The organism is Devosia sp., from assembly GCF_040509215.1.
Taxonomy (GTDB): Bacteria; Pseudomonadota; Alphaproteobacteria; order Rhizobiales; family Devosiaceae; genus Devosia.
On the sequence record NZ_JBEVLL010000050.1, the window covers coordinates 1 to 23592 of the forward strand.

Genomic DNA, 23592 nt, shown 5'->3' on the forward strand with positions numbered 1-23592 from the left:
CTCCTCGAAGTCGGCCTGGGTGACCATGCGGCGGTTCTTCCGCCCGGCCATCAGGGCGGCCTCGTTGACCAGGTTGGCCAGGTCGGCGCCCGAGAAGCCCGGGGTCCCGCGCGCGATCGTCTTCACTTCGACGTCGGCGGCCAGGGGCAGGTTGTTCTTGTGGACGCGCAGGTTGCGTTCGCGGCCGTTGATGTCCGGGTTCGGCACGACGACCTGGCGGTCGAAGCGGCCCGGGCGAAGCAGCGCGGGGTCCAGAACGTCCGGCCGGTTGGTCGCCGCGATGATGATGACGCCTTCGTTCGATTCGAAGCCGTCCATCTCGACGAGCATCTGGTTCAGCGTCTGCTCGCGCTCATCATTGCCGCCGCCGAGGCCGGCGCCGCGATGGCGGCCGACCGCGTCGATTTCATCGATGAAGATGATGCACGGGGCATTCTTCTTGGCCTGTTCGAACATGTCGCGGACGCGGCTGGCGCCGACACCGACGAACATTTCCACGAAGTCAGAACCAGAAATGGTGAAGAACGGGACATTGGCTTCGCCGGCAACCGAGCGGGCAAGCAGCGTCTTACCGGTACCCGGAGGACCGACAAGCAGCACGCCGCGCGGAATACGGCCACCGAGGCGCTGGAACTTGCCGGGATCGCGCAGGAACTCGACGATTTCTTCCAAGTCCTGCTTGGCTTCATCGACGCCGGCGACGTCTTCAAACGTCACCTTGCCCTGGGTTTCCGTAAGGAGCTTGGCGCGAGACTTGCCAAAGCCCATGGCGCCGCCACGGCCACCACCCTGCATCTGGCGTATGAAGAAGAACCAGACGCCAATGATGACGATGAAGGGGAGCCAGGACGAGAGCAGGATCGACCAGAACGGGCTCGATTCAGGGGCGCGAGCGGTGATCGACACGTCCTGCGCTTCAAGGCGCGAAATCATGTCGGCACCATCGGGCACGATGGTTTCAAAGCGCGTACCGTCGTTGAGGACGCCGGAAACGACATCATTGGTGATGGTAACGCTGGAAACGCGACCCGCGTCGACGTCGGTCACGAACTGGCTATAGCTCTTTTCGCCCACCGACATGGTGCGCGTAGATGACTGGAAGACCTGGAACAGGCCCATCAGCATAAAGAGAATGACTAGCCAGATGGCAAAGTTGCGGAAATTTCCGTTCATCAATCCTGTCCCGGAGGAAGCCAGCGCGCGACGCGGCAGCATTAGGCCGAATGTAAGACCGTCATTGGGGCGTTACAAGGGCAACACCTGCGGCGTCCCGGCCTTTACGTCCAGTCATTTTGTCGCGACGGGGTTAACGGTATGTGCCCTGAGGCGGTTCCGGCGGGGATAACTATTCGGGCATAGCATTTTGCTCCCGCCGACGATGTGCCGCGGGAGTGTTTTGGGTGGACGGACCCCGGAGCGGCATTCGCCTCGAAGTATTTTGTAGATGAAGCGAAAGCCGCTCCGGAGTGCCCTCTTTTCGGGCGGGAACTAAGGCGCCTATTGATCGCTCGTCGCAAGGGACCAGCCCCGAACGCGCACTGGAGACGATCCAGCGCGGCGGGCCCCCTCGCTACTGTCGTCTGCAGACCGTCCATGCGAGGTTGGATGGGTAAAGTAGCACTGTCCGTGAGAGCGGGGATAAGATGGATATCTGCCAAGGACGTCACCCTCGGGCTTGACCCGAGGGCTCTGCGCTTTCTGCGTCATCGCCAAGTAAAGTGTCCTCGGGTCAAGCCCGAGGATGACGTCCGGGTGTATCAGATGGATTGCCGGAGCGAGCTCAGCTGGAGGGCCAAAGCCCTACTCCACCAGCACCTTTACCTTTACCCGATCATCAAACGACCACCCGCCAAGGGACAGCACGGCGCCACTACCGTCGCGGACGATCGGTGCGGTGCGGATGGCTTCGGCTGGCGTCGTCACCTTGAAACCCAACACTTCTTCGAGCCTGTGGCGGGGAAAGAAATCGGTGGCCGAGGCGACAAACCCGGTTTCCCCCGAGACATTGGTGATCTCGAAGCGTTCGTCCCAGACCAGCACGCCCTCGGCCGGCAGGCCCTGATCCTCGGGCAGCGCCCTGCCCGGCTCCCGGGCGATGGTGACAAAACCGTCCTTGATGCGAATGACGGTGCCGAGCAACGTCGTGCCACGCGGCAAGGTATTGGTGGTGATCTGCTCAAAGAGCCGTTCCACCTGCCCCAATGCGCGTGGCTTCTGCCTTCCGCCGACGATGGCGAGGAGGCGGCTCAGCACGCGGCGACCGGTTGCGGGCCCCAATTGCTCGAGCGCGACCAGCGGCAGGGACGCAGCGCCAAAACCATCAACCTCAACCAGTTCGGCAAAGGCCGCATCGGCAAGCTGGGTCAGCGCCTGATCGGCTTCGGCCATGCGGGCGGCAAAGCGCGACAGGGCAGCGCCATCGAGCCCCTCCTGCGCCAGCGACGGCAGCAGGCGGCGCCAACGCACGCGCTCATACGTATCGTCATTGTTGGACGGATCGTGCGCAGGCAGTAGCCCCGCCTCTTCAACGACGCTACCAAGCGTCGCCGGTTCGACATCGAGCAGCGGCCGGAAAACCCGCACGCCTTCGACCTCGGAAAACGGCACCATGCCCTTGAGCCCATCAAGGCCACTGCCATGGGCAAGGCGCATCAAAATGGTTTCGGCCTGATCGGCCCGATGGTGGGCAGTAAGGAGCACCGTTGCGCCATCCTCGGCCATCGCCCCGCCAATCAACTGGTAGCGCGCCTGTCGCGCCGCTTCCTGCAGGCCGGTTTGGGGATGGCCCTCGCTCCATTTGAGCGGTCGGAACTCCAGGCCAAGCTTGGCCGCCTCTGCTGCCACCATGGCGACCTCGTCGGCGGCCTCGGGACGAAGGCCGTGGTCGAGACTGTAGACGACGATCCGGGGGGGCGTTTCCACACCCAAGGCCCAGCGATGAGCGAGGAGCATGAGAGCCAGGCTGTCGGGGCCGCCCGAAACGGCGAGGCCAATTGTGGCCTCGCCGGAAATGGGCGCAAACAGACTTGCCAGCGTGGCCGTATCGGCGAGATCCGGGGTCAGGCTGGCGGGCATTCGGCCTTGGCTTTCTCCTCGGCAAGCCGCGCGACGAAAGCCGGAGGTAGGGTCGTATAGCGCTTGCCGACCTCGCTGAAGGTGCGGCAGGCCGTTTCGCGCTCGCCGGCCCCGGAAAGGGCCATGCCCAGTTTCAACAGCAGGTCCGGAGAGCGCGGGCTGTCCGGGTGCTTCTGGAACGTGTCGAGCAACACTTCTGCCGCCTGATCATAGGAACCTTGGGTAAGGAGCGCATCGCCAAGGAAATTGGCGGCTTCCGGAACCTGCGGATTGTCGGGATAGAGCGACACGAACTGGTCGAACTGATCCGCGGCAAAGGCATAGTCGCCCGAAGCATAGGCTTCGTACCCGGCGGCGAATTGCGCATCGGCATCGGCGTCACCCGTCGAGACCGTGGCTGGATTGTAGCTGAGATCAAGCGGCTGGCCGGTGGTGAGATCGATGCCGCCAGTTTGGCCGGTACCCACAAGCGGATCGGCCGAATTGCCGATCTGATCCATGGGAAGGGCCGACTGATCGTCGAACGTCGGATCGAATTCCACCTCGCCCGGCAGCGGCTTTACGCCCTGTTCGGGGATCTGGGTCAGCGGCACGGCATCTTCGCCGGTCGGGGCCTGAACTTGGGTCTGCGGCGACGCCTCGGGCGGCGTCACGCCACCAGGTTGGGTCGCCGCCTCAGTTTTTCCCCCAGCACCGCCTTCCAGCTGCTGGAAGCGGAATTCGCTGTCTTCCTGCATGCGGTTGACGATTTCCTGCATCTGGGTGAGCTGGAACGTGAGGCCCTCGATCTGGCCATTGAGCGAGCGGATCTGCTCTTCGAGCTGTTGCATGCGCACCAGCATCTGCGCTTGGTCAGCCTGAGCAACCAGCATGCGTTCGGGCTGGGTATTGGTGAAGGAGAGACCGCCCAGTTCGGCTGGCGGCAGAGTCTGCGCATTGACGGCTGGCAGGAGCCCCAGGCCTATGGCGATGGCGCACAAACCGGCGCGCGCCTTTCTGTTGAACGTTCCGAGCTTCACGCCGTATTCTCCGTTGGATCCATCGCAAACAAGATGGGTATCTTTGGCCTCCTGATAAAGGCCAATTTTGGTCAAAACAAAACACCCGGCCCACTTTCGTGGCACCGGGCGTTCCTTGCCTCCAGTTCTTGCGACTGGAATTAGATTCTACTGGACCACCGTGACCGCGCGGCGGTTCTGGCTCCAGCAGGAAATGTCGTTACAGATGGCGACTGGACGCTCCTTGCCGAAAGACTGGCTGGTGATGCGCTGGCCATTGACGCCCTTGGAAACAAGATAGTTCACGACCACCGAAGAGCGGCGGGCGCCAAGAGCGATATTGTATTCGCGGGTGCCGCGTTCGTCGGCATGGCCTTCGATCAGCACGCGATAGTTCTGGTACTGGTTGAGCCAGGCAGCCTGCTTGTCGAGGGTAGCCATGGCTTCCGAGGTCAGCGAGCTCGAATCAGTGGTGAAGAACACGCGATCGCCGACGGTGACGATGAATTCCTGCTGGCTGCCCGGAGCACCACCGCCTGGGCCGAGATTGCCGGCGCCGGTCAGGCCGACGGCGTCATTGGAACTGCGCGAACAGGCAGCGACGACGACAACGAAGAACAGCATCGCGGCAGCGCGCAACGCGGTCGAAAATGGTGCGGGAATGGCCACGGGGTAGCTCCAAAAAAGGCAACAATCTTAAGTGCAGCATTTACCGCGCTTAATCTTAAAAGCTGGTTCGCTGGGATGGTTAATGTTTGCCTATTCAGGCGCGAATGTGGCGGGAATCCGGGCTTTTTCGTGGCGTTGCACAAGAGCAACAGGGCCGATGCTCGATCACGTTAAGGTTAAGCGGCACGGATTTTAGAGACGAAAAAGGGGGCCGGAGCCCCCTTTTTGGCTTAGCCGCGAAGGCCCGACCACGAGGGGTCGGAAGCGTAGCTTTCGGTTGCGACCGTGAGGGGATTACGACCCCAGATATCAACGCTCATCAGGCGCGGACCGTCATTGCCGCCCGGATCCTGGAAGAACATGATGACCCGGCCATTGGGCGCCCAGGTGGGGCCTTCGGCGTGATAGCTCGAATAGAGAAGACGCTCGCCCGAACCATCGGGCGCCATGATGCCGATATGGAACTGGCCGCCGGACTGGCGGGTAAAGGCGATGAGATCACCCTTGGGTGACCAGACCGGGGTCGAATAGCTGCCCTGGCCAAAGCTGATGCGCTGGGCGTTGCCCCCGCTTGCGCCCATCATGTAGATCTGGGGCGAGCCGCCGCGGTCGCTTTCAAAGACGATGCGGCCGCCATCGGGAGAATAGGATGGGCCGGTATCGATGGCCGCGCCCGAGGTGAGCTGCACCGGCTGGCCGCCATTGGTCGCCACGGAATAGATATTGGTCGCGCCACCCTGCTCCACGGAGAAGGCGACGGTGCCGCCATCGGGCGAAAAGCGCGGGGCGAAAGTCATGGCGCCCACATTGGCGAGGCGCTGCTGCTGGCCCGAAGAAAGCTGCAGCAGATACACCTGCGGATTGCCATCGGCAAAGTTCATATAGGTCACGAGGTCGCCATTGGGCGAAAAGCGCGGCGTCAGCGCCATCGTGGAGCCGTCAGTCAGGTACTGCACATTGGCGCCGTCCTGATCCATGATGGCAAGGCGACGGGTGCGGTTGGCCTTGGGGCCGCTTTCGGCGGTGTAGATGACGCGGGTATCAAAATAGCCTGTGCCGCCGGCAAGCTGTTCGTAAATGGCGTCGGAAACGATGTGGCCGATGCGGCGCGCCGAATTGGGATCGGTATTGTAGCTCTTGCCCACGACCTGCGCCGCCTGCTGGGTATCCCAGACGCGGACGGAGGACGTAATCTGCCCGCCGCGCTCGACCGAACCCATGACCAGCGCATCGACATTGGCCGTGCGCCAGACGTTGAAGTCGGGCGTGCCGTTGACATCGCCCACCTGCACCGGCAGCGAGGCCGGGTCGAGCGGCAGGAAGAGACCAGAGCGGCGCAGGTTGTTGCGCACGATATCGGCGATCTCGCGCCCGAAGGTCGGATCGGACGAGGCGAAATCCGGGATGGCGATCGGGAGGGGCTGGAAATTGGCCCCTTCCACCACGATGCGCAGCTGCGCCATGGCCATGGAGGAGGTTGCCAGCAGGGCGCCACCGGCCAGGCCAAGCTTGAGCGCAGAGCGACGGTTGAGAAGCGTCATGAGTTGGTTGTCTCCAATTTCGCCGTTTGGCCGGTTTTTGGCCAGCAACAGGGCAAATTCAAGGTCACGGCTGCAGTTCGATCTCGAGCGTCTTCCATTGCTCGTAGGTCTCTGCAGAAAAGGAATAGGGCGCGCATCGTTCCAGTGCCCGAATGGCACCGGTGGCTATGCGACGTCCAGTTTGGGATTTGTCGGCGTCGATGATCTCGGTTGTCAGCACCGCCCCGGTCGGGTCGAGCTCCACACGGATTTTAGCGCTGAGGCCCGAGGCGGCATCTTCGGGTGTCAGCGCCCAGCACGATTTTACCTGCTGAACGAAACCCTCGATCTCGGCCTGGTTGATGTCCTGCGACAGAGCCGGGCCAGTGACGAGCAGTGCGGCGATCAAGGGGGCTGCGAGAGCGCGCGAGACCATCATGGGCGCAGCTCCACTTCGATCGAGCGCCACTCATTGAATGAGTCTGCCGACAGCATCGTATAGGGGCCGCACTGCACCACGGCGCGCTGCGCGGCACGAGCGATAGCCTGGCCCGCCGGGGTCTGGTCGGCCGAAACGATCTGCGGCGTGCCGTTGACGCTGCCGTCCTGGTTCATCGAAACGCGCAGGGTCACGTTCATGCCCGAGTTGAAATCGCTCGGCAGCAGGTTCCAGCAGTTCTTGATACGGCCGACGAGCCCATCGATGGCCGACTGGCTGAGGCGGGCCGACGTTCCAGTGGTGTCGCCCAGTGTCGGCGAACCGCCCTGCCCGGTCGTGCCGCCGGTTGTCGGGGCATTGTTGATGATCGAGGCGATGTCATCGGCCAGATCAGCGTCGAGCTGGGTCGGCCCCGGCTGGGTGGGACGCGGCGTTGGCGTCTGCGACTGGTTCTGGGCGGCAGCAGCCGCGGCCTGACGCTGGCGCTCTTCTTCTTCGCGCTTCTTGCGCTCGGCCTCGGCGGCCGCGAACTGCTGGCGCAACTGCGCCAGATTGCTCGGGCGGGCAGCCGGCGTCGGCGCCGCAACGGCTGGCGTCGGCGGTTCGGGTGTCGGTGTTGGAGTCGGCGTCGGCTGCGGGGTGGGTTCCGGCGTGGGCGTCGGTTCCGGAGCCGGTTCGGGCTCTGGAGTTGGTTCAGGCGTCGGAGCAGGCTGCGGCCGCGTTTGTGGCGTCGGCGGTGTCGGCGTTGGTGTCGGTGCCGGCTCTGGAGTGGGTTCGGGTGCAGGAGCGGGCTCGGGCGCCGGCTCTGGTTCCGGAGCAGGCTCGGGTTCTGGCGTTGGTTCAGGCACCGGCTCTGGCTGCGGCGCAGGTTCTGGCGCCGGCGCTGTCTCGGTCACCGGTTGCGGCGTCGGCACATCGGCCGGCGACGGGGTCGGCTGGTCTTCCTCGGTATTGCCGGTGGGCTGGGCCAGCTCGGCCGGCTGATCGCTTTCAACGATGGACGGCGTATCGGTCTCGACGACTGTGCTGTCGAGCTGGCCGGCGCGGATATTGGAGTATTCCTCGATTGGCACGAGATCGACCGAAATGGACGCGGTGACAGGCGTCAGCGGCTCGGTCGATCCCAGATTGATCAGACCAAGCACGATCAGCAACACATGCGCTGAAACTGATACGGCGACGCCTGTACGCATGCCGACGGCCTATTCCCTGCGCTCGGTAACGAGCCCGATCTTGGAATAGCCGGCAGCCGAGAGCAGGCCCATGACGCGCATCACACTGCCATAATTGGCCGTGGTATCGCCGCGGAGGAAAATACGGTCTTCCGGCGTTGCGAGGCCCGCAACCGTCGTCACCAGATTGGCCTCGTCGACCGGGGTCTCGTCGACGTAAATGGCGCCTTCCGGCGTCACCGCAACGGTAATGGGCTGGGTCTGGCTGGGCATATCGGCAGCGGCCGATTGCGGCAGGTCGACCGGCACGCCGGCCGTCATCATTGGCGCCGCGACCATGAAGATGATCAGCAGCACCAGCATCACGTCCACCATGGGCGTGATGTTGATTTCGCTCATGACCGCTTTCCTGCGGCCGCGACGACGGCGTCCGCCGCCGCCTCCACCGCCTGCTACACCCATGCCCATATCAGCGGCTCCGCGCTTCGAGCTGGCGGCTGAGAATGGTCGAGAATTCGTCGGCAAAGCCTTCGAGGCGCCCGATCATCTTGGCCGAGTCTGCCGAAAGCTTGTTGTAGGCGATAACGGCTGGGATAGCGGCGACAAGGCCGATGGCGGTCGCGAACAGCGCTTCGGCGATCGGGCCGGCAACGACCGCGAGATTGGTCGAAGACGAAGCCGCGATATTGGTGAAGGCGTTCATGATGCCCCAGACCGTACCGAAAAGGCCGATGAATGGACCAGCCGAACCGACCGTGGCGAGGAAGCCCAGGCGCTTTTCGAGGAACTCGCTTTCGCGCGAAATGGCGACATCGAGCACCTTGTCGAGGCGCTGCTGCATGCCGACAAAGCTCGCCGCGTTCTGCTCGTGGCTGCGCTTCCACTCCTTCATGGCAGCGACGAAGACGGCGCCCATGCCACCGGAGGCCTTTTCCGACTGCTGCTTGTAAAGCTCTTCAAGCGACTGGCCGGACCAGAAGGTCTTTTCGAAATTGTTCATCTCTGCGCCAACGCGGCGATAGGCGATGGTCTTGTCCACAATGATGGCCCAGCACCAGACGGAGGCACCAAGCAGGCCCAGCATCACCGACTTAACGACGATGTCGGCCGCCCAGAACAGTCCCCAAATGGACAGGTCGGCATGTGGAGCGGCCGCTCCCACTGCATCCATGACTTCCATGAAGTGATCCTTTCGACCCGGCCCAAGCGCCCGGCCCCATGCTTTGTGCGATGGGGGCGGAATCTGTCAAAATTAAGAGAAATGCCCTGCAAACCGGGCCTCTCGGCCTAGCTCTTAGCGCAATCGTTCCTTTGACTCGATTATGGTGACCAAGTGGTTAAGAAAGCGATTCCCGTGAAGGAAGTGTCAGCTTTCGCTTGTGAGCCGTGCCCTGAGCGCGGCCGGCAGACGCACCGGCCCGCCTGTGGTCTTGATGGCAACGACCAGTACGCGGGCCGTTGTCAGCACACTCTGGTCACGCAGAAGTGTCTGCTCAAGCACCAGTCGAACGGCGCTTGCTTCAATCACTTTCGTCTCGACCGTCAACAGATCGTCGATCCGCGCGGCTCCGACAAAGTCGATCTCCATCTTGCGAACGGCAAAGGCAATACCCTGCTCGATCAGTTCGAAATGGTGAATGCCGAGATCACGCAGAAATTCGGTGCGGCCCCGCTCGAAGAATTTGAGATAGGCCGCGTGATAGACATAGCCGGAGAAATCGGTGTCTTCGTAATAGATGCGGACCGGAAAACTATGCGTGCTCATGCGCCGCGCTCGTCATGGACCACATGGGCGTGCGCCTCCGGCAGATCGCGCAGGAATTCCGGCAGCCAGCGCGGCAGGAGATTGAATTTTTCCAAGGCGTCGCCGGCCAGCGGCACCCAATGGAATTGCAGATCGTGCCCCTCGTCCTGCCGCTCGAGCCAGGGCGAATTGCCGTTCGGCCCTTGCCCGGTCAGCGTAACGGCGTAGAAAAAGCCCAGTTCGTGAAAATCCTCGCCTTCGCGGCGATAAAAACTTTCCGAAGTGGCGATCATCGGGCCGATTTCGGCCGGCAGAGCAATCTCTTCGGCGATTTCACGCGTCAGGCTCAGACGGCTATCTTCGCCCAGTTCGACCCGGCCGCCGGGGAGCATCGCATAGTCGTCATCGTCCTCACGGCAAATGAGAACATGGCCATCGGCGATGATGATTCCCGCGACGCGAAAATTGAAACGGCCTTCCTTCATGGGAAAGCTCAGGACATGGCGAGCGGTCACGCTTGACCTCCAAGCTCGATAAGGACGATTTCGGGCGCAGCATCGAAACGCAGCGGCAGGCCGGAATGGCCGAGACCTGCGCCAACGATGAGATGGCGATTGCTTTCAACGATATGGCCATGAAGATAACGCTGGCCATAGCGCGACGGTACGACCGGGGCAAAGCCGAAGAACCGGATCTGGCCGCGATGCACATGGCCGGAGAGGGTCAGCGCCACGCGGTCGGGAACCTCGGGGAAAATATCGGGCTCGTGGGCCATGAGGATGACCGGAGCATCATCCGTTATCCTGGCGAGGGTGGCATCGAGATCGAACAGCGAGGAGCCATCTTCGAACTCAGTGCACTGGTCACCGAGCCCAGCCAGCCAGAACGTTTTGCCGTTCCAAATCAATGGGATGGCATCGTTGATATGGACGGGAATGCCCACTTTCTCCAGAGCGATCTTTGCGGGGGGATTAGGAAGGAACCGGTGTCGCCTGGCGATGAGCCTGGGGTAGTCGTGATTGCCGAGAACGGCATGGACGCCGAGCGGGGCTTGCAGACGCGAGAGCGCACGGGCCCAGTCGTCGGGACGAACGGGCCGGCTGAAGCGCGGGCCATCCTCGAAATCGCCGACCAGCAGAATGATGTCGGGCTTTAGTGCATTGGTTTTTTCGACAATCGCTTCAATGGCTTGGGGGCCAAGCCAGGGTTCGGAGAAGTGAAAGTCGCTGAGCATGGCGACGCGCAGTTTCAGGTCCCGCGGCCAATCGGGCGGCTTGGGCGCGTAGCGGCGCACGACGATATCGGCGGGCTCGATCCAGCTATGGGCGCCAAAAAGGCTGAGGAGGCGCTGAAGGATTGGCGCCATGCTCAGTCCTCGTCCCCTGCTTCCTCGAAGAGGCTGGCCTGCATGCCGACAAAACCCTGTGGCACGGATTTTCCCAGGTGCTGGAAGGCGATAGCGGTGAGCATGCGCCCGCGCGGCGTGCGCTGGATAAAGCCTTGCTGCAGGAGATAGGGCTCGACGATCTCTTCGATGGCGTCGCGCGGTTCGCTGAGCGCCGCGGCAATCGTCTCGATGCCGACCGGGCCACCATTGTAGAAATCGGCGATGGTCGTGAGGTAGCGCCGATCCAGTTGATCGAGCCCGCGCGCGTCAACATCGAGCCGCAAGAGTGCCTTATCGGCTAGCACACTGTTCACTTCTGACACGCCATCGACGAGGGCAAAGTCAATTACGCGGCGAAGCAGGCGACCGGCGATGCGCGGCGTGCCACGCGAGCGTCGCGCGATCTCCAAAGCACCATCGGGGGACATGGGTGTGCCCATCAGGCGGGCACCGCGGGTAACGATCTGCACCAGTTCCTGCGGCGTGTAAAAATTGAGGCGGACGGGAATGCCGAAACGGTCGCGCAGCGGCGTCGTGAGGAGACCGGCGCGGGTGGTGGCGCCGACCAGCGTGAATTTTGCCAGGTCGATGCGGACCGAGCGGGCGGCCGGACCTTCGCCGATGATCAGGTCGAGCTGGAAATCTTCCATCGCCGGATAGAGGACTTCTTCGATCGCGGGATTGAGGCGATGGATTTCGTCGATGAAGAGCACATCGCGCTCTTCGAGATTGGTCAGGAGCGCGGCAAGATCGCCCGCCTTGGCGATGACCGGACCGGACGTGGCGCGAAAGCCGACGCCGAGCTCCTTGGCGATGATCTGAGCGAGCGTCGTCTTGCCGAGGCCCGGCGGGCCGACGAAGAGCACGTGATCGAGCGCGCCGCCGCGCTTCTTGGCAGCCTCGATGAAGACTTCGAGATTGGCCCGCGCATCGGCCTGGCCGACGAAATCGGAAAAGCCGGACGGACGCAGCGAAACGTCGAGATTGTCGTCGCGGCCAGCGGCGGGAGAGGTGAAGTCGGTCACTGGCTCAATTCCCTAAGCCCAAGGCGAATGAGCTTCTCGGTTGCCGTATCCTCGCCCTCCTTGGCAACCACGCGCGCCAGCGCCGCAGAGGCTTGGGCGCTGGAATAGCCAAGATTGGTGAGGGCGGAGACAGCGTCGGCGACATTGCTTCTCGCGACGCCTTCGCCCAAGGCGGTCTGCAGGCCCAGCGTGCCGGCGTCGATGCCGCCAATGGCCGGGACCTTGCCCTTGAGTTCGGTGACGATGCGCACGGCGAGTTTGGGGCCGACGCCATTGGCACGGCCGACCATGGCCTTGTCCTGTAGCGCAATGGCGCTCGAGAGTTCAGACGGCGACAGGACGGAAAGAATGGCGAGCGCTACACGAGCACCGACCCCCTGCACCGTCGTCAGCAGCAGGAACCAGGATTTCTCCGCGTCAGTCGCAAAGCCGAAGAGACGAATGAGGTCTTCGCGGAGGATTGTCTCGATAAAGACGACGGTGCTCTCGCCAACACGCGGCAAGGATTGCAGCGTGCGGGTGGAACAATGCACCTCGTAGCAGACGCCACCGCAGTCGATGAGGACCCAGTCGTCACCAAAACTGTCCACCAGGCCCTTGAGCTTGCCGATCATAAAAGCGCTCCCATGCGACGTGCGGAAACCCGATGGTGGGCGTGGCAGATGGCAACAGCAAGGGCGTCCGCAGCGTCGGCGCCTTTGAAATTGGCTGTCGGCAGCAAAGTCCGCACCATCAGTTCGACCTGCTTCTTTTCCGCGTGGCCCGTACCGACCACGGATTTCTTGACCAGATTGGTGGCATATTCGGCCACATAGAGACCGTGCTGAGCCGGCGTGACAAGGGCGACGCCGCGCGCCTGCCCCAGGATCAACGCCGACCGGGCGCCGGCATTAACGAAGGTTTCTTCGACCGCGGCTTCCTCGGGCTGGTGCTGGGCCAGCACCTCCTTGAGGCCGGCTGCCAGCATGGCGAGGCGATCGGCCAGCATGCCATCGATCGGCGGGGTCACCGTACCGGCCGCCACAAAGCTCAGGCGATTGTCGAGCGCATCGACAATGCCCCAGCCGCAACGGCGCAGCCCCGGGTCGATGCCGATGATTCGAACGGTCTTGCTCATGGCGATCCTTCTAGCAGTTTCAACGAACCTACCAAGGCCCTAGTGAACAAAACAGAAACTTAGAAACACCAAGAAGCGGTGATAGCTCAAAATTTACTCATTGGAGAAACGGGGAATTCAGAAAGGCGGCTCTAGGGTCTTTTGGGACGCAGGGACATTGATTCACGATGACGGGGCTAGCAACGGCGCTACCGAAGCAGGCGTGGCTTTGGATTTTCCGCAAAACACTGATGATGATGGGCATTTCGGTCGTCGTCTCGGTGGTCGCGACGATTCTGCTGATGGCCAGCTTTTCTCGCGGCGTCGATATGGCCGGCCTCGCTGTCGCTATCGTCATGCCGATCATTCTCGGCGGGCCGATGATTTTCACCTTCTCCATTGGCACCGAGCGCATGCGCCACGCCAATATGCAATTGGCACTGCTGGCGACGCTCGACGGACTGACTGGCGTACTGAACCGCCGGGCCTTTGCAGCCACGGTCGAGAAACTGTGCAGCACACCGCACCGCCGTGGCGTGCTGCTGGTGATCGATGCCGACCACTTCAAATCCGTCAACGACCGCTTCGGGCACGACCAGGGCGACGAGGCCCTGCGCAATATTGCCCAGGCGCTCAGCGCAGGCGTTTCCAAGTCGAGCCTTGTCGGACGACTCGGTGGCGAAGAGTTCGGCATCTATCTGCCGGATATGGATCTGGCCGGGGCGGAGAACGTGGCGGACGAAGTGCGCCGATCCATTGCGGCGATCCACTTCTTCCCCGAGGGCATTTCCTGCCCGCTATCGGTCAGCATCGGCGGAGCGTCCCACGAAAAGCCGGTAGCGTTCAGGGCCATCTATCGCGAGGCAGACCAGCGCCTCTATAGCGCCAAGCAAAGGGGACGCGACTGCGTTGCCCTACCGCAGGCGGCCTGAGGGTCGCCTTTCTCGTCTTTATTCCCATCGCCATTCCGGGACCAAGGGGGTTGCCAGCATGATGTCACCGCGCGCGGTCAATGGTTTGCAAAGCTGGTCCAGCGTCGCCCGCTGGACCCTCTTTGGCCCTTTGGCCTGCGTCGTCATCGCGCTGGTTTACAATGCCCTGGTCTTTGCCGATCTGGGCCCGGAAGCGCTGCAGCGGGCCATGCTCTCGGCAATGGTGCTGCCGCTCCTCCTGGCCGTGCCGCTGTTCTTCTTCCTTTCGATGCGCATGCGCTCGCTTGCCATCATGAACCGGCGGCTCGGCCTTGTGGCGCGCACCGACAGCCTGACCGCCTGCCTTAATCGCGGGGCCTTTACCGCCAAGGTGGAAACCCATCTCACCAGTAGCGTCGGCCCACAGACCGGCGCGCTGCTGATTATCGACGCTGACAATTTCAAGGCGATCAATGATCTGCATGGCCACGACGCGGGCGACGAGGCCCTCACGATATTGGCGCGATCCATCCGCTCGGCACTGCGCGCCGGCGATCTCATCGGCCGCATGGGCGGCGAAGAATTCGGCGTCTTCCTGCCAGGGGTCGATCAGACCCATGCCGAGCAGATGGCCGAACGCGTGCGGCGGGCGGTGCAATTGGCCCAGTTTTCGCCACGCGGCCAGGCCTATTCGCTGACCGTCAGCATCGGTGGCGCCGTCTTTGAGGGCATGACCAATTTCACCGAGCTTTTCCATATTGCCGACCAGCGGCTCTATGGCGCCAAGCATTCGGGTCGCAACCAGGCCGCAATCGTGCACACGGTCGATCAGCCGCCGGTCGATATCAGAAAATCGGCATGAAAAAGGGCGGCATTGCCGCCCACAATCTCTACCCGCTTGTCGTCATTGCCGGGCTTGTCCCGGCAATCCAGTTTTGTGGAACATGGACCACCGGGACAAGCCCGGTGGTGACGATGGAAGGAATGCTTAGCCTGCGATCTTGGCAGCGTCTTCTTCGCTGATGTCGAAGTTGGAATAGACGTTCTGCACGTCGTCATCTTCTTCGAGTGTGGCGATCAGCTTCATCAGCGTTGCGCCCTTTTCAGCGTCGATCGGCGTCTCGTTCTGCGGCTTCCAAATGGCCTTTACGGCTTCCGCTTCGCCCAGCACCTTTTCAAGCGCGGCCGAGACTTCGGCCATGGCTTCGAACGAGGTGTAGATATAGTGGCCTTCTTCATCGCTCTCGACATCGTCAGCGCCGGCCTCGATGGCGGCTTCCATGACCTTGTCGTCCGAGCCGGCCGAAAGCGGATAGGTGATTTCGCCGACGCGATCGAACATGAAGCCGACCGAACCGGTTTCACCCAAGGCGCCACCGTTCTTGGAGAAGTAGGAGCGCACGTTGGAAGCAGTGCGGTTGCGATTGTCAGTCAGCGCCTCGACGATGACGGCAACGCCACCGGGGCCGTAGCCTTCGTAGCGGATTTCGTCATAGTTTTCGCCATCGCTGCCCATCGCCTTCTTGATGGCGCGGTCGATATTGTCCTTGGGCATGGACTGCGAGCGGGCATTGGTGACCGCCAGGCGCAGACGGGCGTTGAAGGCCGGATCGGGCATGCCCATCTTGGCGGCCACTGTGATTTCGCGGGCGAGCTTGGAAAACACCTTCGAGCGCACCGCGTCGCTCTTGCCCTTGCGGTGCATGATGTTCTTGGCGTGTGAATGGCCTGCCATTCGCGCACTCCGATGTGAATTTCGTTATGGGTGCTGCCTTATAGGCAAGCGCGAGCCAGTTGTGAAGCTGGGGGCGTCTCGGCCTCAGTCGGTCGGTTTATTCTTTTCGCCACGCAAGGTGACCGCGCTGCTGCCGCGATTGATCGCGTCAGCCATGGCCTCAAGCTCGGTCGTCGTGAACGGTCCGGTGACAAGAATCCAGTCCGAGTGAATGGGCGACATGAGCCGTGGTGACGTCACGACATCGCCGGCCACAAGGATATCGATCACTTCGCCCACATGCTCGACCGTAAAGTCACCAAAGGCCTTTGCACCGTCCGGCGACAGACTGATCTTGAGCGCCGGCTGTCCGGTCGCGTCGTCGAAACTGACTGAAGCGGAGCGCACATCGAGCGCCATGCTATGTTGTGCCAAAACAGAAGCGGCCATTGCCGCGGAAATCAGAACCGCTGCAAAAAACTGTCTTATGTCGAAATCTCCTCAGCCAAAAATCGGTTCGGCCTGGGCCAGCGTGCCTCCGAGCCGCACCGGCAGGACTTTTCGGGCAAGGCCGGTCTTGGGATCGGTTTCGACGGCGACGCCGCAGAGCGTGGCCTCGCCTTCCGCCGGCGTAAACCTGCCATTGGGAATGCCGGTCAGAAACCGGTTCAGCGGCTCATCGGCATCGACGCCGATGATGGAGTCAAAATCTCCGCACATGCCCGCATCGGCCATGAGCGCCGTGCCACCCCTTAGGATACGGTGATCCGAGGTCGGGATATGGGTATGGGTGCCGACGACCAGCGTCGCCTTGCCATCGAGAAAAAAGCCCATGCCCTGGATTTCCGAGGTCGCCTCGGTGTGGAAATCGACGATGATGGCATCGACCACTTCGCCGAGCGGCGCCGAGGCGACGGCAGCTTCGACGGCGCGGAACGGATCGTCCATCGGCTGCATGAAGACGCGGCCCAGCGCGTTGACCACCAGCACCCGATGACCGTTGCGACCCTCGACCATCATAGCGCCGCGGCCGGGCGCGCCGGGGGCGAAATTGATCGGGCGGATCAGGGTGTTTTCGCGTTCGATGTAAGAGAGCGCCTCGCGCTGGTCGAAGGCGTGATCGCCGAGCGTGACGATATCGGCGCCTGCATCGCGCAGGGCACGAAAGTGGGATTCGGTCAGGCCGCGGCCATGGCTGGCATTTTCGCCATTGATGACGACGAAATCAAAACCGTAGGTCGCGATGATGCCGGGCAGGCGTTCGCTGACGGCATCGCGGCCGGACTTGCCGACCACGTCACCCAGAAAGAGAAATTTCATAAGGAAGCCTCGAAGAATTCGACACCGTCTTCAGTGACGACCGCATCGAGCGGAACATCGTGATTTTCGCGTGGAATATGATCGAAGGCCTGCGCCGAGAAGGCGAGGCCAACCAGCATCGGCCTTTTACGCATCGAAGCGAGGGTGCGATCATAATAGCCCCCGCCATAGCCGAGCCTTGTGCCGGTTTTGTCAAAGCCGAGGAGCGGCATCAGAATGAGATCGGGTTCGGAACGGGGCGCCAGATCAGACGGCGCGAGCGTACCGAAACCGGCTTCATAGAGCGGGGCGTCGCTGCCCCAGATGCGGAATTCGAGCGGCTCCTCGGGGCCGGACACGACCGGGAGAATGACGGTCTGCCCGCCATCCATCAGCCGGACCAGGATCGGCTGACAATCCGCCTCGTCGCGAATGCGCCAATATCCGGCAATGGCGTCTTCGGGGCCAAAGGCCACCTTGTCGAAGAAGTGGAAGGAGATGGCATTGGAGGCTTCGGTGCGGAACTGCGGAGAAAGAGCCTCGCGGCGCGCCCGGGCGGCTTTGCGCAGCAGGGCCTTTTCGGCCTCTATTCCGTCTACCACCATGCGCGCCAATCTCGGGAAACAGTAGGAATAAGGTGCCGCCCTGGCCGTGGGACGAGCGATCCCGGGAACCTACTTACGTAGGTGGGCGCCGTATGTCCAAGCCCACGGGCCTGGTCAGGGACAGCTCCCTTAGGATCGATTAAGGCCCCGGGGATATGTGTGTCCACACGCGCCGGGCAGCCAGCAAGATATAGGCGCTTCCCCTGCCCTACGCAAATGCCAACCCACAAGATTGTGCTCTGGCCAATGCGCTTTTATGACGCCGCGGCGAGGCTCTGGGCAATCACCGCCTCGAGCCGGTCAAAACCGTGGCCGGTGCCGATTTCCCGCGCACCCGCTCCATCGCTGCCATCGAGCAGCAGCAGGTGCTCGTCATAGCGCATCAGGCTGCCGCGATTGTGCGGCCGAAAGAGGAGCGTCACCAGCGAAGCGGAGAGCGGCTTTCCATCGAGCCGCATGGCATAGCTGTAGACCACGCGATCGGGCGCCGCGATGTCGAGATAGGCGATGTCCACCTCGTGCTCGACCCCGGCGGGATCGGCGAGACGGCTGAAGTCGTGGCCACCGACGCGAAAATCGTGGCGGATCTCGCGCTCGGTCCAATCGGGGTGGCAGCCGGCCCAGAGATTTTTCAGCTTCGGATCGGACCAGAAGCGGAAAGCGTGGGCGGGTGAGCCGGGCAGCACGCGGTCGAGCGTGAAGCGCGAATGGGCGGGATCACTCGCCATCGGACAGATCCTCGGGATTGGCCGCCATGGCGGCGGCGAGACGGTCAAAGCCGGTTTCGAGATGGCGCTGATGCGCATCGAGCCAGGTGCGCAGGGTATTGAGCCCATCCTCGCGGACCGAGAAGGTGCGCACCCTGCCCTCCTTGACCGAGGAGATGATGCCGCCATTCTCCAGCACCTTGAGGTGTTTTAGCGTCGAAGGCAGGCCGAGGTCGAAGGGCGCGGCCAGTTCCTTCATCGAGGCGGGGCCACCCTCAACGAGGCGCGAGACCATGGCCCGCCGATAGGGGTCGGCGAGCGCCTGGAAGACGGTATCAAGTTCGACTGGCATCAGGCCCCCGGCAGGAAGCGCGCCGGCATGGCGTCGCGATAGGGAAACATTGTAAAATATGGCTGCGCCTGAGCAAGCACGGACGCAACCGACGGACGAGCCAGGAGGCGCTCGAAATAAGCGCTGAGCGCCGTGGCGGAAGCGGGGAACGGCTCGACGATCCCGGCAAAGAAGAGGGCTGGAAAGGCCGCGCAATCGACAATGGAAAAGTCTGTGCCAACGGCCCAGACCCGGTCGGCCATGCGCTCTTCGATCATCCCATAGGCGGTCCGCAGGTTTTCGCGCGCTTCGGCGACGCCATGCGGATCATTGGCGCCGGGCGGACGAATGCGGTCGATGACGATCTTTTGCATGGGTTGCTGCACATAGAGATCGAAGAACCGATCCCAGAGCCGCGCTTCGAGGCGGATTTCTCCCGCGCTTGGCCAGAGCCGGGCCACGCTTGCGTGACGCTCAGCGAGATATTCGAGAATGACGGTGGTTTCGGGCACATGCCGGCCGCTCGCTTCGTCGTGGAGCAGCGGGATCTTGCCGACCGGCCACTGGTCGGACACCTGCTTGGCCGACACAGGATCGGCGAAATCGACGGTCACGGCGCGATAGGGAAGCTGCGCTTCTTCAAGCGCGATCATCACCTTGTGGCAGAAGGAGGCCAGCGGGTGGAGATAGAGCGTCAGGGACATAAAAAAGACCGCCAGACAGTTTCGCTAAAGAGAAACTATCTGACGGCCCAATATGAAACAAGAGAAAGTTTCCGAAATCGGAAACTTTACTTCTTGAGGGCCTGCACGCCCGGCAGGGGCTTGCCTTCCATCCATTCAAGGAAAGCGCCGCCGGCGGTCGACACGTAAGTCAGGGCATCCTTGACGCCGGCATGGGCGAGCGCGCTGACCGTGTCGCCGCCACCGGCAACCGAGATCAGGTGCCCGTCATGGGTGCGCTTGGCGACGTGCTTGGCGATCGCCACGGTGCCCGCATCGAACGGTTCCATTTCGAAGGCGCCGACCGGGCCATTCCAGATGATGGTATGCGCATCATCGATCGCGGCATTGATGCGCTCGATCGAGGACGGGCCGATATCGAGGATCATGCCATCGGGATCGACGGCATCGACGCCATAAAGGCGGGTCGGCGAATTGGCCTTGAAGTGCCAAGAGACGACCGCATCGACCGGCAGGATGATGGCGCAATTGGCCTTGTCGGCCTTGTCCATGATGCGGCGGGCAGTATCTGCAAGATCCTTCTCGCAGAGCGACTTGCCGACGCCATGGCCCTGGGCGAAGAGGAAGGTATTGGCCATGCCACCGCCGATGACGAGGCCATCGACCTTGGTGACGAGATTTTCGAGAAGGTCGATCTTGGACGACACCTTGGCGCCGCCGACAATGGCGACGACCGGCTTCTTGGGTTTGCCGAGACCCTTTTCCAGCGCTTCCAATTCGCCCTGCATGGCAAGGCCGGCAGCGGCGGGAAGGAGATGGGCCAGAGCTTCGGTCGAAGCGTGGGCACGGTGGGCGGCAGAGAAGGCGTCGTTGACATAGACATCGCCAAGGCTCGCCATGCGCTTGGCAAGCTCGACATCATTGGCTTCTTCGCCCGGATGGAAACGGGTGTTTTCGAGGACGAGGACCGAGCCGGCAGGGGCCTCATCGATCGCTGCCTTGGCGGCCGACACATCGACCCAATCGGTGGCGACAAAGCCAACGGGATGGCCGGTTACGTCGGCAACGGCCGAGCAAACCTGCTCGAGCGAGAATTCCGGATCGACCTTGCCTTTCGGCCGGCCGAAGTGGGACAGCAGTACGGCCTTGCCGTCATGCTTGACGATTTCGCGGATGGTGGGGAGCAGGCGCTCGATGCGCGTTGCGTCACTCACCTTGCCATCCGCCACGGGAACATTGAGGTCGGCCCGGAGAAGCACGACCTTGTTCTTGAGGTCGAGTTCGTCGAGGGTCTTGAAAGTAGCGGTCATGGCCAGGCTCCGATAGGCAACCAAACTTGGCCTTGGCCTATCAGGTGTGGACGGATCGGAAAAGCGCCGTGACGAAGATTCTCGTCAGCTCCCAATGAGAACCGAGCGCATCTGGTGACCGAAAAGGAAAACCACCGGGCTCAGGGCCGTCCAGGCGGCGAGACGCACGAGATCATCGACCATGACATGGCGGGCAAAGCCGAGGCTTGCCCAGGGCGCGGAGCCGACCAACCCCAGGATACGCCGATGGCGCCTGAAGAGATGGGCCAGCATCACGACGGCGGGCAAGGCCAGCAGCATCAGACTGTCCAAAAGCCCGGCCACGAGCCAGACCAATGGCAGGGCCGAGTGAAAGCGACGGGTGAGATGGAACATGATTCCGCTCCGGGCCTTGCTGACAAAGACAAAATAGGCCGATTTGGTGACAAGGCGTTGACGGGACTTGACCCGTCCCCTGGGGCCGCCCTGATGAGTGAGCGGGTCAACTCTGGAGGTGATTCCCCTTGACCCATTCGGACCTTGTTCTCACGCCGGCCGAAGCCGCCCGCGCACTCGGCATTTCGGCCAAGGCGCTGCGACTCTACGAACAGCGTGGCCTCATTGCGCCTATCCGTAACGGATTGGGCTGGCGCCATTATGGCGCGGACCAGATTGCCCGTATCAGGGAGATCGTGGCCCTGCGCACTTTGGGTTTGAGCCTCGCCCAGATCGCCGCCGTGCTCTCGGGCGAGCGCGACGGGCTCGCAACGGCCCTGTCGGAACACCAGACGCGCCTTGAGAGCAACCTCTCGGGCGTGCTTGATGCCATCGAGCAAGTGCGACTCTGGCGCAACGATCTGAGCCAGGGTCGGGCGCCTGACCTTGCCGATCTGGCACGGGGTGCCCCTGCCGTTTCGCTGGCCCTGCCCTGGCCCTGGAATGGGGAGCAGTTCGAGTTGCGACGGCTCGCGCCGGTCACCTATCTGGTCGGCCCTCTGGGCAGCGGAAAGACGCGGCTAGCCATGGCTTTGGCCGAGGCGCTGGGCGGACGCTTTGTGGCGCTCGACCGGCCAGAGCCGCAGGCTTTGCCTGATGCCGTTGTCCATGAACTCGAATGGCTGCTCGAAGATGGGGCGACGGACGGCCCTGCCCTGCGCGCGGTTTTGGCCGGCATGGTTTCAGGCGGGGACGGTCCGGCGGTGATCGACCTCGTCGAGGACGGGTTGGACGAAGCAACGCAACTGGCGCTGGGCGGCTGGCTGCGGCGGCGGAGCGAGGGCGATGCCCCGCTCGTCGTCATGACCCGATCAAGCGCCGTGCTCGATCTTGATGCGGTGAGCGCCGGGCACGCAATCCTCTATTGCCCGGCCAATCACAGCTTTCCCTTTGAGGTTTTGGCTGTGGCGGGCTCGCCGGGCTACGAAAGCGTCGCCAATTGCCTCGGCACGCCGGAGGCGAGGGCGCGGACGACGGGGATGGTGGCGCGGATGTCGCCCTGAGATCGTCACCCTCGGGCCTGACCCGAGGGCTCTGCACTTGCCGCGGCATTGCCAAGTGAAGTCTCCTCGGGTCAAGCCCGAGGATGACGGCCGATGGGTGCCGCCTTACTCCCGCGCGAACAGTCCCGGATAGTCCGTCACCAACCCATCCCCATCCACCGCCAGCACCGCTTCAAAATCATCCGACTGAAACCGAAAGTGCCCTTCATCGAGCCTGGTATACACCTGCTCGGCACGCCGCGTTTCCATGGTGGTCGCGTCGATCCAGACCATGGCGAACTTTTGCGGCTTTCCGTCCTGCCAGTCGCTACGCCAGATCGGCAGGGAATTGGTCATCGGTGTGGGCCAGATATCGACATCGACACAGCCCTTGAGGCCCGAAATCGGCTCGGCGCGGTCGTCGGACCAGCCGCCCTGCCCGTCGCAGAACAGCTCCAGCGCCTTGCCGTCGGCCCGCTCGATCTTGAGGGTGCGCGTACAGCCGTTTTCATCAAGCTTGATGCGGTAGAACAGCCCAAAATCCTCGCCGATGATGGCGCCGCGGATGCGCGTGTCGCGGCCATTGGCTATGACATGGCAATGCTCCAGGGTCCTGAGGTCAAGACCACGCCACCGATAGGACTGATTGAGGGACACGACGCTTCTCCGACACGCATCGCATTTGCAGCAAATGCGCGGAAGGAAAGCAAGGGGAGGTGCTGCCGATGAGACCTAAACCCTCATCCATCGTCATTGCCGGGCTCGTCCCGGCAATCCATCTCGGTAGGAACGACCGCGGTAGGCAGCTCACATCGGCGGCGTGACGCCGTCGCGGATGGCGTGGAAGGTGGGGAGCACGGCCTCGAGCCCATCCGCATCCGTGACGCAGGAGATCGCCGTGCGCCCCTTGGCGGTTTCGACCATGGAGAGCACGAGGCGCACATGCTCGGCGTTCTTCTGCTTGGGCATGCCGATGAATTCGTGGCCCTTGTAGCCGTCGAGTTCGAACGGGGCGTCAGACACGAAATCGAAAATGGACGACATGCCGTCCTTGGCCATGGCGATCCAGCCGGGCGAGCCGATCTGTTCGTTGATCTTTTCCATGCTCAGCCCCGCATTGGCCGGCACGTCCTGGAAGCTGACCTGGCAGAGATATTTTTCGCCCTCGAGGGGCGCCGGATCGCCCGAGACGGTTTTGACGCCGAACGTCACATTATAGGGCGGCGGCGAGGTCGAGGCTTCGACGACGAATGTATCGGGCAGGTTCACCCCAAGGCCGGTTGTCGCATCTTCGGCGGCGAAGGCTGGCACGGCAAGAACGGCCGCGGCAAGGACCAGGGCGGATGGGAAACGCATGGCAAAGCTCGATCGTGGATGGTTTTCCCACGTTATGCCAAGAGCATGGCAAGATGACGATTGGCCAAATGGTCACAAGAAAAAGGGGCGCCCT

The 23592-nt window shown here is 62.6% G+C and carries 29 protein-coding genes and 1 other RNA gene; 3 read left to right on the top strand and 27 right to left on the bottom strand.

Translation table 11 applies throughout. The features are described 5' to 3' along the window. From ABW043_RS02495 to ruvC, 15 genes are all read right to left on the bottom strand, one after another. Positions 1-1173: ATP-dependent metallopeptidase FtsH/Yme1/Tma family protein (locus ABW043_RS02495; RefSeq protein WP_353919665.1), on the bottom strand; the 1173-nt coding region annotated here is incomplete at its 3' end. 627 nt (positions 1174-1800) lie between these two features. Continuing rightward, positions 1801-3075 carry a tRNA lysidine(34) synthetase TilS gene (gene tilS, locus ABW043_RS02500; RefSeq protein WP_353919666.1) on the bottom strand — a complete coding sequence of 425 codons (1275 nt, stop codon included), beginning with the start codon at positions 3073-3075 and terminating at the stop codon, positions 1801-1803. Continuing rightward, entirely contained in the window at positions 3060-4094 is a 1035-nt protein-coding gene (ybgF, locus tag ABW043_RS02505) for a tol-pal system protein YbgF (protein ID WP_353919667.1), read from the bottom strand. The genes tilS and ybgF overlap by 16 nt, the downstream gene beginning before the upstream one ends. A gap of 147 nt (positions 4095-4241) precedes the next feature. Continuing rightward, positions 4242-4742 carry a peptidoglycan-associated lipoprotein Pal gene (pal, locus tag ABW043_RS02510; protein ID WP_353919668.1) on the bottom strand — a complete coding sequence of 167 codons (501 nt, stop codon included), beginning with the start codon at positions 4740-4742 and terminating at the stop codon, positions 4242-4244. Positions 4743-4972: 230 nt separating this feature from the next. Then, entirely contained in the window at positions 4973-6283 is a 1311-nt protein-coding gene (gene tolB / locus ABW043_RS02515; RefSeq protein WP_353919669.1) for a Tol-Pal system beta propeller repeat protein TolB, read from the bottom strand. Between the two features lie 64 nt (positions 6284-6347). Next, positions 6348-6701: a cell envelope integrity protein TolA gene (tolA, locus tag ABW043_RS02520; RefSeq protein WP_353919670.1), complete on the bottom strand. Its 354-nt coding sequence runs from the start codon at positions 6699-6701 to the stop codon at positions 6348-6350. Continuing rightward, positions 6698-7894 (bottom strand): cell envelope integrity protein TolA, encoded by a 1197-nt coding sequence (gene tolA / locus ABW043_RS02525; protein WP_353919671.1) that lies wholly within the window; start codon positions 7892-7894, stop codon positions 6698-6700. The genes tolA (ABW043_RS02520) and tolA (ABW043_RS02525) overlap by 4 nt, the downstream gene beginning before the upstream one ends. Before the next feature lie 9 nt (positions 7895-7903). Next, the gene (gene tolR, locus ABW043_RS02530; RefSeq protein ID WP_353919672.1) at positions 7904-8341 is read right to left on the bottom strand and encodes a protein TolR; all 438 of its coding nucleotides are present in this window, start codon (positions 8339-8341) and stop codon (positions 7904-7906) included. A 1-nt stretch (position 8342) separates the two neighbouring features. Continuing rightward, on the bottom strand, positions 8343-9044 hold the full coding sequence (gene tolQ, locus ABW043_RS02535; protein WP_056312439.1) for a protein TolQ: 702 nt from the start codon (positions 9042-9044) through the stop codon (positions 8343-8345). A gap of 195 nt (positions 9045-9239) precedes the next feature. Further along, positions 9240-9638 carry a tol-pal system-associated acyl-CoA thioesterase gene (gene ybgC, locus ABW043_RS02540; protein WP_353919673.1) on the bottom strand — a complete coding sequence of 133 codons (399 nt, stop codon included), beginning with the start codon at positions 9636-9638 and terminating at the stop codon, positions 9240-9242. Further along, the gene (locus ABW043_RS02545) at positions 9635-10132 is read right to left on the bottom strand and encodes an NUDIX hydrolase (RefSeq protein WP_353919674.1); all 498 of its coding nucleotides are present in this window, start codon (positions 10130-10132) and stop codon (positions 9635-9637) included. Before ABW043_RS02545 ends, ybgC begins: the two co-directional genes overlap by 4 nt. Then, complete coding sequence (locus tag ABW043_RS02550; RefSeq protein WP_353919675.1) at positions 10129-10983, bottom strand: metallophosphoesterase; 855 nt, start codon at positions 10981-10983, stop codon at positions 10129-10131. The genes ABW043_RS02545 and ABW043_RS02550 overlap by 4 nt, the downstream gene beginning before the upstream one ends. A gap of 2 nt (positions 10984-10985) precedes the next feature. Then, positions 10986-12029 carry a Holliday junction branch migration DNA helicase RuvB gene (ruvB, locus tag ABW043_RS02555; protein WP_353919676.1) on the bottom strand — a complete coding sequence of 348 codons (1044 nt, stop codon included), beginning with the start codon at positions 12027-12029 and terminating at the stop codon, positions 10986-10988. Further along, complete coding sequence (ruvA, locus tag ABW043_RS02560; RefSeq protein ID WP_353919677.1) at positions 12026-12643, bottom strand: Holliday junction branch migration protein RuvA; 618 nt, start codon at positions 12641-12643, stop codon at positions 12026-12028. Before ruvA ends, ruvB begins: the two co-directional genes overlap by 4 nt. Further along, positions 12640-13146 carry a crossover junction endodeoxyribonuclease RuvC gene (ruvC, locus tag ABW043_RS02565; RefSeq protein ID WP_353919678.1) on the bottom strand — a complete coding sequence of 169 codons (507 nt, stop codon included), beginning with the start codon at positions 13144-13146 and terminating at the stop codon, positions 12640-12642. The genes ruvA and ruvC overlap by 4 nt, the downstream gene beginning before the upstream one ends. 167 nt (positions 13147-13313) lie before the next feature. Between ruvC and ABW043_RS02570 the strand changes: the two genes are divergently transcribed. Beyond that, the gene (locus tag ABW043_RS02570; RefSeq protein ID WP_353919679.1) at positions 13314-14057 is read left to right on the top strand and encodes a GGDEF domain-containing protein; all 744 of its coding nucleotides are present in this window, start codon (positions 13314-13316) and stop codon (positions 14055-14057) included. A 58-nt stretch (positions 14058-14115) separates the two neighbouring features. Then, positions 14116-14898: a GGDEF domain-containing protein gene (locus tag ABW043_RS02575; protein ID WP_353919680.1), complete on the top strand. Its 783-nt coding sequence runs from the start codon at positions 14116-14118 to the stop codon at positions 14896-14898. Between the two features lie 126 nt (positions 14899-15024). On the opposite strand, the gene ABW043_RS02580 is transcribed toward ABW043_RS02575, so the two are convergent. The 10 genes from ABW043_RS02580 to ABW043_RS02625 form a co-directional block, all read right to left on the bottom strand. Next, on the bottom strand, positions 15025-15771 hold the full coding sequence (locus ABW043_RS02580) for a YebC/PmpR family DNA-binding transcriptional regulator (RefSeq protein ID WP_353919681.1): 747 nt from the start codon (positions 15769-15771) through the stop codon (positions 15025-15027). Between the two features lie 84 nt (positions 15772-15855). Beyond that, a complete protein-coding gene (locus tag ABW043_RS02585; RefSeq protein WP_353919682.1) occupies positions 15856-16170 on the bottom strand; it encodes a SecDF P1 head subdomain-containing protein in 315 nt (104 codons plus the stop codon). Between the two features lie 81 nt (positions 16171-16251). Continuing rightward, positions 16252-17070 (bottom strand): TIGR00282 family metallophosphoesterase, encoded by an 819-nt coding sequence (locus tag ABW043_RS02590; RefSeq protein ID WP_353919683.1) that lies wholly within the window; start codon positions 17068-17070, stop codon positions 16252-16254. Then, positions 17067-17654 (bottom strand): 5-formyltetrahydrofolate cyclo-ligase, encoded by a 588-nt coding sequence (locus tag ABW043_RS02595; protein WP_353919684.1) that lies wholly within the window; start codon positions 17652-17654, stop codon positions 17067-17069. The genes ABW043_RS02590 and ABW043_RS02595 overlap by 4 nt, the downstream gene beginning before the upstream one ends. A 28-nt stretch (positions 17655-17682) precedes the next feature. Next, positions 17683-17840: non-coding RNA, 6S RNA (ssrS, locus tag ABW043_RS02600), on the bottom strand. A 68-nt stretch (positions 17841-17908) separates the two neighbouring features. Next, positions 17909-18382, bottom strand: a complete 474-nt coding sequence (locus ABW043_RS02605; protein WP_353919685.1) for an SRPBCC domain-containing protein — start codon at positions 18380-18382, stop codon at positions 17909-17911. Then, positions 18372-18713 carry an ArsR/SmtB family transcription factor gene (locus ABW043_RS02610; RefSeq protein WP_353919686.1) on the bottom strand — a complete coding sequence of 114 codons (342 nt, stop codon included), beginning with the start codon at positions 18711-18713 and terminating at the stop codon, positions 18372-18374. Before ABW043_RS02610 ends, ABW043_RS02605 begins: the two co-directional genes overlap by 11 nt. Continuing rightward, complete coding sequence (locus tag ABW043_RS02615; RefSeq protein ID WP_353919687.1) at positions 18713-19396, bottom strand: glutathione S-transferase family protein; 684 nt, start codon at positions 19394-19396, stop codon at positions 18713-18715. The genes ABW043_RS02610 and ABW043_RS02615 overlap by 1 nt, the downstream gene beginning before the upstream one ends. 86 nt (positions 19397-19482) lie before the next feature. Continuing rightward, positions 19483-20685 carry a phosphoglycerate kinase gene (locus tag ABW043_RS02620; RefSeq protein ID WP_353919688.1) on the bottom strand — a complete coding sequence of 401 codons (1203 nt, stop codon included), beginning with the start codon at positions 20683-20685 and terminating at the stop codon, positions 19483-19485. A gap of 84 nt (positions 20686-20769) precedes the next feature. Further along, the gene (locus tag ABW043_RS02625; protein WP_353919689.1) at positions 20770-21060 is read right to left on the bottom strand and encodes a hypothetical protein; all 291 of its coding nucleotides are present in this window, start codon (positions 21058-21060) and stop codon (positions 20770-20772) included. 128 nt (positions 21061-21188) lie between these two features. Here ABW043_RS02625 and ABW043_RS02630 point away from each other — a divergent pair, with 128 nt between their 5' ends. Next, entirely contained in the window at positions 21189-22163 is a 975-nt protein-coding gene (locus ABW043_RS02630; protein ID WP_353919690.1) for a MerR family transcriptional regulator, read from the top strand. Between the two features lie 105 nt (positions 22164-22268). Here the strand turns inward: ABW043_RS02630 and ABW043_RS02635 are convergent, their stop codons facing one another. Both ABW043_RS02635 and ABW043_RS02640 read right to left on the bottom strand, forming a co-directional pair. Further along, positions 22269-22799: a putative glycolipid-binding domain-containing protein gene (locus ABW043_RS02635; RefSeq protein WP_353919691.1), complete on the bottom strand. Its 531-nt coding sequence runs from the start codon at positions 22797-22799 to the stop codon at positions 22269-22271. 150 nt (positions 22800-22949) lie between these two features. Then, the gene (locus ABW043_RS02640) at positions 22950-23498 is read right to left on the bottom strand and encodes a hypothetical protein (RefSeq protein WP_353919692.1); all 549 of its coding nucleotides are present in this window, start codon (positions 23496-23498) and stop codon (positions 22950-22952) included. Positions 23499-23592 lie beyond the last annotated feature (94 nt).

What these genes read in the sequence shown, in the direction of transcription:
- tilS (WP_353919666.1), bottom strand. Translation starts at nt 3,075, where the DNA reads ATGCCCGCCAGCCTGACCCCGGATCTCGCCGATACGGCCACGCTGGCA.
- tolB (WP_353919669.1), bottom strand. Translation starts at nt 6,283, where the DNA reads ATGACGCTTCTCAACCGTCGCTCTGCGCTCAAGCTTGGCCTGGCCGGT.
- tolA (WP_353919670.1), bottom strand. Translation starts at nt 6,701, where the DNA reads ATGATGGTCTCGCGCGCTCTCGCAGCCCCCTTGATCGCCGCACTGCTC.
- tolA (WP_353919671.1), bottom strand. Translation starts at nt 7,894, where the DNA reads ATGCGTACAGGCGTCGCCGTATCAGTTTCAGCGCATGTGTTGCTGATC.
- tolR (WP_353919672.1), bottom strand. Translation starts at nt 8,341, where the DNA reads ATGGGCATGGGTGTAGCAGGCGGTGGAGGCGGCGGCGGACGCCGTCGT.
- tolQ (WP_056312439.1), bottom strand. Translation starts at nt 9,044, where the DNA reads ATGGATGCAGTGGGAGCGGCCGCTCCACATGCCGACCTGTCCATTTGG.
- ybgC (WP_353919673.1), bottom strand. Translation starts at nt 9,638, where the DNA reads ATGAGCACGCATAGTTTTCCGGTCCGCATCTATTACGAAGACACCGAT.
- ABW043_RS02550 (WP_353919675.1), bottom strand. Translation starts at nt 10,983, where the DNA reads ATGGCGCCAATCCTTCAGCGCCTCCTCAGCCTTTTTGGCGCCCATAGC.
- ruvA (WP_353919677.1), bottom strand. Translation starts at nt 12,643, where the DNA reads ATGATCGGCAAGCTCAAGGGCCTGGTGGACAGTTTTGGTGACGACTGG.
- ruvC (WP_353919678.1), bottom strand. Translation starts at nt 13,146, where the DNA reads ATGAGCAAGACCGTTCGAATCATCGGCATCGACCCGGGGCTGCGCCGT.
- ABW043_RS02570 (WP_353919679.1), top strand. Translation starts at nt 13,314, where the DNA reads ATGACGGGGCTAGCAACGGCGCTACCGAAGCAGGCGTGGCTTTGGATT.
- ABW043_RS02575 (WP_353919680.1), top strand. Translation starts at nt 14,116, where the DNA reads ATGATGTCACCGCGCGCGGTCAATGGTTTGCAAAGCTGGTCCAGCGTC.
- ABW043_RS02580 (WP_353919681.1), bottom strand. Translation starts at nt 15,771, where the DNA reads ATGGCAGGCCATTCACACGCCAAGAACATCATGCACCGCAAGGGCAAG.
- ABW043_RS02585 (WP_353919682.1), bottom strand. Translation starts at nt 16,170, where the DNA reads ATGGCGCTCGATGTGCGCTCCGCTTCAGTCAGTTTCGACGACGCGACC.
- ABW043_RS02590 (WP_353919683.1), bottom strand. Translation starts at nt 17,070, where the DNA reads ATGAAATTTCTCTTTCTGGGTGACGTGGTCGGCAAGTCCGGCCGCGAT.
- ABW043_RS02595 (WP_353919684.1), bottom strand. Translation starts at nt 17,654, where the DNA reads ATGGTGGTAGACGGAATAGAGGCCGAAAAGGCCCTGCTGCGCAAAGCC.
- ABW043_RS02605 (WP_353919685.1), bottom strand. Translation starts at nt 18,382, where the DNA reads ATGGCGAGTGATCCCGCCCATTCGCGCTTCACGCTCGACCGCGTGCTG.
- ABW043_RS02610 (WP_353919686.1), bottom strand. Translation starts at nt 18,713, where the DNA reads ATGCCAGTCGAACTTGATACCGTCTTCCAGGCGCTCGCCGACCCCTAT.
- ABW043_RS02615 (WP_353919687.1), bottom strand. Translation starts at nt 19,396, where the DNA reads ATGTCCCTGACGCTCTATCTCCACCCGCTGGCCTCCTTCTGCCACAAG.
- ABW043_RS02620 (WP_353919688.1), bottom strand. Translation starts at nt 20,685, where the DNA reads ATGACCGCTACTTTCAAGACCCTCGACGAACTCGACCTCAAGAACAAG.
- ABW043_RS02625 (WP_353919689.1), bottom strand. Translation starts at nt 21,060, where the DNA reads ATGTTCCATCTCACCCGTCGCTTTCACTCGGCCCTGCCATTGGTCTGG.
- ABW043_RS02640 (WP_353919692.1), bottom strand. Translation starts at nt 23,498, where the DNA reads ATGCGTTTCCCATCCGCCCTGGTCCTTGCCGCGGCCGTTCTTGCCGTG.